The organism is Aurantimonas sp. DM33-3 (assembly GCF_014334315.1).
In the GTDB taxonomy this organism is placed as follows: Bacteria; Pseudomonadota; Alphaproteobacteria; order Rhizobiales; family Rhizobiaceae; genus Aurantimonas; species Aurantimonas coralicida.
This window is the reverse complement of sequence record NZ_JACSGS010000015.1, coordinates 105,380-113,249: the sequence shown is the minus strand read 5'-3', so window position 1 is coordinate 113,249 and position 7,870 is coordinate 105,380. Positions and strand designations below refer to the sequence as shown.

Genomic DNA, 7,870 nt, shown 5'->3' with positions numbered 1-7,870 from the left:
GCCGACAGGTCCTCGTTGATTCTTACGGCCATCGCTCTTTCCCTCCCTTCGCCAGACAGGGAATCACGAACGCCCAGGACAGGAAAATCACAGCTGAGTCAGATCAAGCGCAGGCGGGTATGACACGTTCCGTCATATTTCCCCCATCGAACCTGCTGGCCGGCGTCACGTGGCGAATCTCACGCGCCGCGATGCTATAAGAAGAAAATTCGATAAGGCAACAGAACTTACGTAAAGGCATCTCCGTTCGGCGGATGCCGGTTGGGGGTGCGGTTCGGGGGAGCGCACACGAAAAAGCCGCCCCGGCGCGTTGGCGACCGGAGCGGCTGAGGTGTTCCTTGGACCTTTAGGCCTGTCAGGCGTAGCGGCTTTCGCGCTTCGGCTTGTCGACGGCCAGCGCGCCGGCACCGGCGCCGGCAAGGGCGAGGAAGCCGCCGGCGAGGGCGATGTTCTTGAGCAGCGCGGTCTGGTCGTCGATATGGGCGAGGAGACCGGTGGCGACGCAGAAGGCGGCCAGCGCGATCGCCACGGCCCGCGTCTGGAAGCCGACGAGGACCGCGATGCCGGCGAGGAGCTCAAAGGCGCCGACGACATAGGCCATCACGAGCGGAGCGGGCACGCCGAGGCTGGACAGATAACCCGAGAAGCCTGCGGCACCGGCGAGCTTGCCGAAGCCCGACAAGATGAAGATGATCGACAGGAGAATCCTGCCGAGAAGGATGAGATTGGCGTTCATGGCGATGTCTCCTGGGCGGCGTCGTTGCGGTGGATGATGTTCCGCAGTGCCTTTGTTGGTTGAACCGATGCACAGGTAAACTGCCGCGCGGGAACTTGCATCCCGGCCTGGCGCCGACAATTCGTCAACCAAAAACGATACAATCCCAGTTCGGGTGGCGACGACCGATAGGCAGGCATCGATCGTCGCCGTCTGTCGGGCGGATCAGCCCGGCGCGATCATGGTGCGCGGGTCGACGATCCGGTCGTAATCCGCCTCGGATACGAGGCCGCTCGCGACGGCTTCCTCGCGCAGGGTCGTGCCGTTCTGATGCGCCGTCTTGGCGATCTTGGCAGCCGCATCGTAGCCGATGGTCGGCGCCAGCGCGGTCACCAGCATCAGCGACTGCTCCATCAGGCTCTGGATGCGCTCCTCGTTCGCCTCGATGCCGTCGACGCAATGTTCGGCGAAGCTGACCATGGAGTCGGCCAGAAGCCGGATCGAGGACAGGACGGCGTTGGCGATGACCGGCTTGAAGACGTTCAACTCGAAATGGCCCTGCGAGGCGGCGACCGTCACGGTCGTGTCGTGGCCAAAGATCTCGGTGGCGACCATGGTGATGGCCTCGGCCTGGGTCGGGTTGACCTTGCCCGGCATGATCGACGAGCCGGGCTCGTTGGCCGGCAGGTTGAGTTCGCCGAGGCCGGAGCGCGGGCCGGAGCCGAGGAAGCGGATGTCGTTGGCGATCTTCATCAGATCGGCGGCCAGCGAGTTGAGCGCGCCGTGGAAGAAGGTCAGCGCGCCGTGCGAAGCCAGCGCCTCGAACTTGTTGGTCGCGGTGCGGAACGCCTCACCGGTGAGCTTGGCAACCTCGGCGGCGACCGCCGTATCGAAGCCCTCGGGCGCGTTGAGGCCGGTGCCGACGGCGGTGCCGCCCTGGGCCAGCGCCAGGACACCGTCGAGAGCGTCGTTGATGCGCTTCTTGGAGAGTTCCAGCGCCGCGGCGTAGCCGGAGAATTCCTGGCCGAGCGTCACCGGCGTGGCGTCCTGGGTATGGGTGCGGCCGATCTTGATGATCGACGCATATTGCTTCGCCTTGGCGTCCAGCGAGCCGTGCAGCCGGTCGAGCGCCGGCAGCAGCAGGCGGCGGGTCTCCAGCACCGTGGCGACATGCATGGCCGTCGGGAAGACGTCGTTGGACGACTGGCTCATGTTAACGTGGTCGTTGGGATGGACCGGCTTCTTGCTGCCCATGGTGCCGCCGAGCATCTCGATCGCCCGGTTGGAGATGACCTCGTTGACGTTCATGTTGGTCTGGGTGCCCGAGCCGGTCTGCCAGACGACGAGGGGGAAGTGGTCGTCGAGCTTGCCGGCGACGATCTCGTCGGCGGCGCTCTCGATGGCGTCGGCGACCTGGCCGTCGAGGCGGCCCATTGAGGTGTTCACCCGGGCGACGGCCTTCTTGACGAGGGCAAGGGCGTGGATCAGCGGCAGCGGCTGGCGGTCGCCGCCGATGCGGAAATTGTTGCGCGACCGTTCGGTCTGGGCGCCCCAGTAGCGGTCGGCCTCGACTTCGATGGCGCCGATGGAATCGGTTTCGGTACGGGTGCTCATCTTCTGCCCTTCGCAGCTCGTGTACAGGTCGGGCATGGCTTACCGGGCGCGCCGCCGGATCGGAAGGGGCGGACGCAGGGTAAAATCGGTTTAGGCCGGCGGCGGAGCCCCAAACGAAACAGGCGGGCCCCGGGGGACCCGCCTGCAAGCTGTCGTCATGGATGCTGGCCGGTCAGCCGGCCGGGCAATGCGCCCCGGTCGCGGCCCAGGCCTCGTAGAGCGCGCCGAACTGCTCTTGCGTGCCCGGTACCTTCTCGCGGCCCTGGCCCGGATTCCAGCCCCAGCCGACCAGATCGTCGGCGGCCATGTGCTCGACGAGCTCGGCCAGGGTCTTGCCGCCATTGCGGTCCTGATCCTTGATCTGCACGCAGATCTCGGCCAGCGAACGGCCTTCCCAGGCCATCTCGATCGGCGCGACATGCCAGTTCGGATTGCCGGGGATCGAGCGGATGCCCTCGGCCTGCGCCACCACCTCGACATTCTCGGGGCCATGGCAGGTGTTGCACATCATGCCGGGGGCGCCGAAATTGGAATCGCCGCGCACGACAGGCGGCTGGTGCTCGCGCATCTCCATGCCCTGGAGCGGCGAATTGCCCGCCGGATGGCAGTTCACGCAGCGCGGATGCAGAAGCACCTTGCCGGTTTCCTCGAAGATGGCGATCGAGCGCTGGGTCTCGTCGGCGATCCCGTCGAAGGCCGAGACCGGCTTCAGGGTCCGCTCGGGATCGGCCTGCGGTGCGACGGCGGGCGTCGAGGGTTCGGGCGCTGCGGGCGCGCGTTCCTGCGCACCGGCCGGACCCATGACGAGGCCGGCGGCGACGAGGATGCCGGCGAAGCGGCCGGCCAGGGATGTCATTGACGTCACAGATGCTGTCCTGTCGTTCACGAGACGAGGTTGCCGACGATCGGCAGGCGGCGCACCGGCTGGCCGGTCAGGCGACGCCAGGCATTGGCGACGGCCGGTCCGATCGGCGGAGTGCCGGGTTCGCCGACACCCGTCGGCGGCTCGCTGGAAGGGATGATGGCGACCTCGACCTCGGGCATCTCGTTGATGCGCAGCGAACGATAGTCGTGGAAGTTGGACTGGACGACGCGGCCGCCGTCGCCGAGCGTGATCTGGTCGTAGAGGATCGCCCCGAGGCCGTAGCCGATGCCGCCCTCCATCTGAGCCCGGATGATGTTCGGATTGACGGCGACGCCGCAATCGACCGCGCACCAGACCTTGTGGACCTTCGGAGCCCCGTCCTCGCCGATGGAGACCTCGGCGATCTCCGCGACATAGGTGTTGAAGCTCTTGTGGACGGCGACGCCGCGCTGGCGGCCTTCCGGCGCGGGCGTGCCCCAGCCGGCGATCTCGGCGACCTTCTTCAGGACGGCCGTGTGGCGCGGATGCTCGCCGAGCAGTGCCAGGCGCCCCTCGACAGGATCCTTGCCAGCCTTTTCCAGCATCTCGTCGAGGAAGGTCTCGACGGCGAAGGCGGTGTGGGTGTGGCCCACCGAACGCCACCACAGGATCGGCACCGGCAGCTCGGTCTGATGGGCGTAGACCCGGCGATTGGGGATCGCATAGGGCAGGTCCGAGGCGCCCTCGACCGTCGTCTCGTCGAGCTCGGTCTTGTTCATGATCGACTGGCCGGCGATCTTGTGGTCCCAGGCGACGATGTTGCCCTCGGAATCGATGGCGCCCTTGATCGCGTGGACGTAGATCGGGCGGTAGAAGCCGCCGCGAATGTCGTCCTCGCGGGTCCACATGTGCTTGATCGGGCGGTCCATGCCGGACGCCTTGAAGGCGGCGGCGGCCTCGCGCATGTAGGGCGAGCCGAACTGGGCGCGGCGGCCGAAGCTGCCGCCGGCGAGCTGCATGTTCACCCGCACCTTCGACGCGTCGACGCCGCAGACCTCGGCGATCGCGGCCTTGTCCTGGCCGGGGAATTGCGAGCCGTTGTAGCAGTCGATCGAGCCGTCTTCCTGCTTGATCAGCACCGCGTCGAGCGGCTCCATCGGGGCATGGGCGAGGAAGGGGAAGACGAGGTCGGAGTGCATCGTGGTAATGCCGTTCGCCGAGGACGCGCCGTCGACGTCGCCCTCATTGGCAGCCTCGAGCCCTTCGCCGGAGAACAGCGCGCGGTAATCCTCGTAGATCTCCTCGCTGGAGCGCGACTCGGCGGTGGTCAGGTCCCAGACGATCTTCAGCGCATCGCGCGCCTTCAGGGCGGCGTAGGTGTTCTCGGCATAGACCGCGATGCCCTGCGGGATCTGCTGGATGTCGACGACGCCGGGGATCTGGCGGGCCGCCGTATCGTCGAAGCTCTGCACAGTGGCGCCGAAATGGGCCGGATGCGCGACCATGGCGATCATCATGTTGTCGGCGAGGACGTCGAGGGTGAAGACCGCCTTGCCGTTGGTCTTTTCCGGCGTGTCGAGCTTCGGCCGGTCGGTGCCGATCAGGACGAAGTCCTTCGGGTCCTTGAGGACCGGATCGGACGGCGCATCCATGGTGGCGGCCTTGTCGGCGAGTTCGCCGAAGCCGGATTCCTTGCCGGAGGCCGCATGGGCGATGCGACCCTTGGAGACGGTGATCTCCTCGGCCGGCACGCCCCATTCCTCGGCCGCCGCGGCGACCAGCATGGCTCGTGCCGTGGCGCCGGCCTTGCGCATCTGCTCGTAGGAATTGGCAATCGACGTCGACCCGCCGGTGCCCTGCAGGCCGAAGGCGAGGTTCTTGTAGGTCTCGTCCGCGGGCGCCGCGGCGGCGCGCATCTGGCTCCAGTCGGCGTCGAGTTCCTCGGCGACCAGCGTGGTCAGGCCCGTATAGGGCCCCTGGCCGAACTCGATATGCTTCGACAGGACCATGACCGTGCTGTCCGGGGCGATGCGCACGAAGGCGTTGAATTCGCTGGCCGGGCCGGCGGGGCCGGCCGGCGCACCCTGGATCAGGGCAGCGGCGGCCTTCGCCCGCGAGGCCAGCGCCACGCCGATGACGAGACCGGTGCCGATCAGGAAGTTGCGGCGGGTCGGGTTGATGGTCTGGATACCCATGGGATCAGCCCTCCAGCGTGTCGGAGGCGTCGTGGATCGCCTGGCGTATGCGTTGATAGGTGGCACAGCGGCAGATGTTGCCGGCCATGGCGTTGTCGATGTCCTCGTCGCTCGGCGTCGGATTGAACTGCAGCAGCGAGACGGCCGACATGATCTGGCCGGACTGGCAATAGCCGCATTGCGGCACGTCGATCGCGGTCCAGGCGGCCTGCACGGCCTCCGCTTCCGCGCCCTCGACACCCTCGATGGTGGTGACGCTGGAGCCGTCGACGGTGGAGATCGGCGTGATGCAGGAGCGCCGGGTCATGCCGTCGAGATGCACGGTGCAGGCGCCGCACTGGGCGATGCCGCAGCCATATTTGGTGCCGGTCAGGCGCTCGGCGTCACGGATGACCCAGAGCAGGGGCGTGTCGGGATCGCCGTCGAACGTCTTCTGTTCGCCGTTGAGTGTGAAACTGATCAAGGGAAGCCTCCTTCAGGGCGGCCGGTCAGGCAGGTGCCGCTGTGCGGCTCCGTCATGATTTGGATTGATTCCAAAATAGCCGAACAACGGGAAACGGCAACCACAATCGGGTGTCCGCACCGTCGTCGAGAGGGGAGGAGGGTTGGGAATTGCTGCGGCGCACACAGTGCGTCGAGTCGGGCTGTGACGGCGTGGTGCGCGGCGGGAATCCGTAAATGAAAAAGGCCGCCCCATGGGGCGGCCTCTCGATACGTCTTCGGCTCGTGGCGCGATCAGCTGGTCTGGTCGTTGACCGCGTCCTTGACCTTGCCGTAATTCTTCTGGGTCTTGCCTTCGACTTCGTCGGCCGCACCCTCGCCCTTCAGGCGCTCGTTGCCGGTCAGGTCGCCGGCAGCCTGCTTGAGCTTGCCACCGGCTTCGGTGGCGGCACCCTTGACTTCGTTCTTGTCGACCATTGGACATTCCTTTGCTTCGTTGCCGGCAGTGTCTGCCAAGCTTCGATATCCAAACGGCTTTCGGGTGCGGTTGTTCCGGGAAAACTGCGGCGGGTTCAGCGTATGAGGCCGACGATCTGCGTGATGGCCAGGCCGCAGACGAGAAGACCGACGATGCGCAACAGGGCCGTCTCGGGGATCCGGCGCACGATCACGCCGGCGAAGGGCGCCGCCGCGACGCCGCCGACGATCAGGCCGAGAATGGCGAGGCCGTGGGTCGTCAGATCACCGGCCTCCTCCCAATGTCCGGTGACGAGCGCGAAGACGAAGGTCAGCGAGACCGAGAGGGTGACGAGGAACTCGGCCGTGTTGACCGTGCCGATGACGTAGCGCGGCTGGCCGCCGGCGCCGAGCAGGCCGGAGGTCACGATCGGTCCCCAGCCGCCGCCGCCGACCGCGTCGAGGAAGCCGCCGCAGGCGGCCAGCGGCATGGAGGTCGCAGGCGAGACCGGCTTGCTGGGGATTTTCCGGAACGAGCGGACGAGAAGATAGACGCCGATCACCGCCAGATAGGCGCCGACATAGGGGCGCAGGATGCTGCCGGAGATGCTGGTCAGGACGTAGGTGCCGAGAACGCCGCCGAGAATGCCGAGAGGCACGAGGCGCCAGAACAGCTTCCAGTCGACATTGCGGTTGGCGAGATGCGCGGTGCCCGACGCGGCGGTGGTGAAGAGTTCGGCCGTGTGGACCGAGGCCGAGGCCGCGGCGGGCGCGACGCCGAAGGACAGGAGCACGGTGGAGGAGACGATGCCGTAGGCCATGCCGAGCGCGCCATCGACGAGCTGGGCGAGGAAGCCGACGGCAAGGAACAGGAAAAAGTCGCTCATGGAAGACCCGGTCGTTGGAGACCGGATCAGGCTATCTTATTCCTATCTCCTGGATAGGAATAGAAGTTCGGCGGAGGGGCTGCCGCGCGCACATCCTGTGCGTATTTCGCCGACCCATGAGATCGCTCATCTTCGACGCCGCGAGCGGTGCGACCGCATATGCCTGGGCGGACGCCGGGGCGGATGGGGCGCATCCCGGCCTAGGCAGGATCATCGGTCCGGTCCCCTTCGCCGAAATGCCGGGCTTCGAGAATGGCGGCGGTGGCGTCGCGCACCGCCAGAAGCGCGGTGCGGGTCTCGCAGGTCTCCACGTCGCGGCAATCCTCGCAGCGGCGATAGGCGGTGCGGGACGCGCAAGGGGCGAGCGCCAGCGGACCGTCCACGACGCGCAGGACATCGGCGAAGCTGATCTCGTCGCCGGGCCGCGCCAAGCGGTAGCCGCCACGCGCGCCCCGCAGGCTGACGAGGAGGCCGGCCTGTTTCAGCTCGGCCAGGATTGCTTCGAGGAACTTGCGCGGAATCTGCTCTTCGGCGGCGATGACGGCGGCCGATACGGGCGCGGCCCGCGGCGCGAGGTTCCTCAAGGAGCGGATGGCGTAGCGGGCGCGCTGCGAGATCATGGCTTGTCTATCGCAAGGCGGGCGCGGCCGGGCAAGCCGGTGCTGCCCGCGGCGGGCAGGGCGCATGAAAAAGGGGCCCGGCGATGCCGAGCCCCTCG

At 67.1% G+C, this 7,870-nt stretch carries 8 protein-coding genes; all 8 read right to left on the bottom strand.

The annotated features are described in order from the left end of the window. Positions 1 to 355 precede the first annotated feature (355 nt). Positions 356 to 736: a DoxX family protein gene (locus H9Q09_RS17975; protein ID WP_187392162.1), complete on the bottom strand. Its 381-nt coding sequence runs from the start codon at positions 734 to 736 to the stop codon at positions 356 to 358. A 204-nt stretch (positions 737 to 940) separates the two neighbouring features. Continuing rightward, on the bottom strand, positions 941 to 2,329 hold the full coding sequence (fumC, locus tag H9Q09_RS17970) for a class II fumarate hydratase (protein ID WP_187392161.1): 1,389 nt from the start codon (positions 2,327 to 2,329) through the stop codon (positions 941 to 943). Positions 2,330 to 2,501: 172 nt separating this feature from the next. Continuing rightward, positions 2,502 to 3,185, bottom strand: a complete 684-nt coding sequence (locus H9Q09_RS17965; RefSeq protein ID WP_024349267.1) for a hypothetical protein — start codon at positions 3,183 to 3,185, stop codon at positions 2,502 to 2,504. Between the two features lie 26 nt (positions 3,186 to 3,211). Then, positions 3,212 to 5,368 carry a xanthine dehydrogenase family protein molybdopterin-binding subunit gene (locus H9Q09_RS17960; RefSeq protein WP_187392160.1) on the bottom strand — a complete coding sequence of 719 codons (2,157 nt, stop codon included), beginning with the start codon at positions 5,366 to 5,368 and terminating at the stop codon, positions 3,212 to 3,214. Positions 5,369 to 5,372: 4 nt separating this feature from the next. Continuing rightward, positions 5,373 to 5,831, bottom strand: coding sequence for a (2Fe-2S)-binding protein (locus tag H9Q09_RS17955; protein ID WP_009208293.1), 459 nt, complete (start codon positions 5,829 to 5,831; stop codon positions 5,373 to 5,375). A 272-nt stretch (positions 5,832 to 6,103) separates the two neighbouring features. Further along, positions 6,104 to 6,286 (bottom strand): CsbD family protein, encoded by a 183-nt coding sequence (locus tag H9Q09_RS17950; RefSeq protein WP_187392159.1) that lies wholly within the window; start codon positions 6,284 to 6,286, stop codon positions 6,104 to 6,106. A gap of 95 nt (positions 6,287 to 6,381) precedes the next feature. After that, positions 6,382 to 7,152 carry a sulfite exporter TauE/SafE family protein gene (locus tag H9Q09_RS17945; RefSeq protein ID WP_187392158.1) on the bottom strand — a complete coding sequence of 257 codons (771 nt, stop codon included), beginning with the start codon at positions 7,150 to 7,152 and terminating at the stop codon, positions 6,382 to 6,384. 200 nt (positions 7,153 to 7,352) lie between these two features. After that, on the bottom strand, positions 7,353 to 7,772 hold the full coding sequence (locus tag H9Q09_RS17940) for an Rrf2 family transcriptional regulator (RefSeq protein ID WP_187392157.1): 420 nt from the start codon (positions 7,770 to 7,772) through the stop codon (positions 7,353 to 7,355). Positions 7,773 to 7,870 lie beyond the last annotated feature (98 nt).

Bases quoted from the DNA above. Each gene is read 5' to 3' on its own strand.
- H9Q09_RS17975 (WP_187392162.1), bottom strand. From the start codon at position 736: ATGAACGCCAATCTCATCCTTCTCGGCAGGATTCTCCTGTCGATCATC.
- fumC (WP_187392161.1), bottom strand. From the start codon at position 2,329: ATGAGCACCCGTACCGAAACCGATTCCATCGGCGCCATCGAAGTCGAG.
- H9Q09_RS17965 (WP_024349267.1), bottom strand. From the start codon at position 3,185: ATGACATCCCTGGCCGGCCGCTTCGCCGGCATCCTCGTCGCCGCCGGC.
- H9Q09_RS17960 (WP_187392160.1), bottom strand. From the start codon at position 5,368: ATGGGTATCCAGACCATCAACCCGACCCGCCGCAACTTCCTGATCGGC.
- H9Q09_RS17950 (WP_187392159.1), bottom strand. From the start codon at position 6,286: ATGGTCGACAAGAACGAAGTCAAGGGTGCCGCCACCGAAGCCGGTGGC.
- H9Q09_RS17945 (WP_187392158.1), bottom strand. From the start codon at position 7,152: ATGAGCGACTTTTTCCTGTTCCTTGCCGTCGGCTTCCTCGCCCAGCTC.
- H9Q09_RS17940 (WP_187392157.1), bottom strand. From the start codon at position 7,772: ATGATCTCGCAGCGCGCCCGCTACGCCATCCGCTCCTTGAGGAACCTC.